At 67.9% G+C, this 1,107-nt stretch carries 1 pseudogene; it reads right to left on the bottom strand.

The features are described 5' to 3' along the window. Nucleotides 1–1,107, bottom strand: a pseudogene (locus HHX35_RS42340) (DNA-directed RNA polymerase subunit beta); the annotation flags it as partial.

The following is a 1,107-nucleotide window of genomic DNA, read 5'->3' as shown; positions in this document are numbered from 1 at the left end:
GGTTCGACCGCTTGAACTTCGCGACCCGATACGTCGTCCGCGTGCCGTCGTCGTTCATCACCGTGATGTAGTCGGCGGAGACCTCCTCCACCACACCGGCCTTCTCGGCCGTGATGACATCACCGGCGTCGGTCGCGGCGCGGTACTCCATGCCCGTGCCGACCAGCGGGGCCTCGCTCTTCAGCAGAGGCACCGACTGACGCTGCATGTTCGAACCCATGAGCGCCCGGTTGGCGTCGTCGTGCTCGAGGAACGGGATCATGGCGGTCGCGACCGACACCATCTGGCGCGGCGAGACGTCCATGTAGTTGACCTCGGACGGGTGGACGGCCTCGAACTCGCCGCCCTTGCGGCGGGCGAGCACGCGGGTCTCGGCGAAGGTGCCGTCGGCGTTCAGAGCCGTGTTGGCCTGCGCCACGACGTGCCGGTCCTCCTCGTCCGCGGTCAGGTAGTCGATCTCGTCGGTGACCCGGCCGTCGACGACGCGGCGGTACGGGGTCTCGACGAAGCCGAACGAGTTGACCCGCCCGTAGGAGGACAGCGAGCCGATCAGACCGATGTTCGGGCCTTCCGGCGTCTCGATCGGGCACATGCGGCCGTAGTGCGAGGGGTGCACGTCGCGGACCTCGAAGCCGGCCCGCTCACGCGACAGACCACCCGGGCCGAGGGCGGACAGACGCCGCTTGTGCGTCAGGCCGGCCAGCGGGTTCGTCTGGTCCATGAACTGCGACAGCTGCGAGGTGCCGAAGAACTCCTTGATCGACGCCACGACCGGGCGGATGTTGATCAGGGTCTGCGGCGTGATCGCCTCGACGTCCTGCGTCGTCATGCGCTCGCGGACGACGCGCTCCATGCGGGCCAGGCCCAGGCGGACCTGGTTCTGGATCAGCTCGCCGACGCTGCGCAGACGGCGGTTGCCGAAGTGGTCGATGTCGTCGGTCTCGACGACCACCGAGCCCTCCGGGCCCATCGTCTCCTCACCGGCGTGCAGCCGGACGATGTACTCGATGGTGGACACGATGTCCTCGTCGGTCAGCGTGCCCTGGGTGATGTCGGCCTGGACGCCCAGCTTCTTGTTGATCTTGTAACGGCCGACCTTGGCGAGGT

It is taken from the genome of Microbispora sp. H10830 (assembly GCF_014161375.1).
Taxonomy (GTDB): Bacteria; Actinomycetota; Actinomycetes; order Streptosporangiales; family Streptosporangiaceae; genus Microbispora; species Microbispora catharanthi.
Note: the sequence above shows the minus strand (reverse complement) of the source record. Positions and strands in the feature narration are given on the sequence as shown.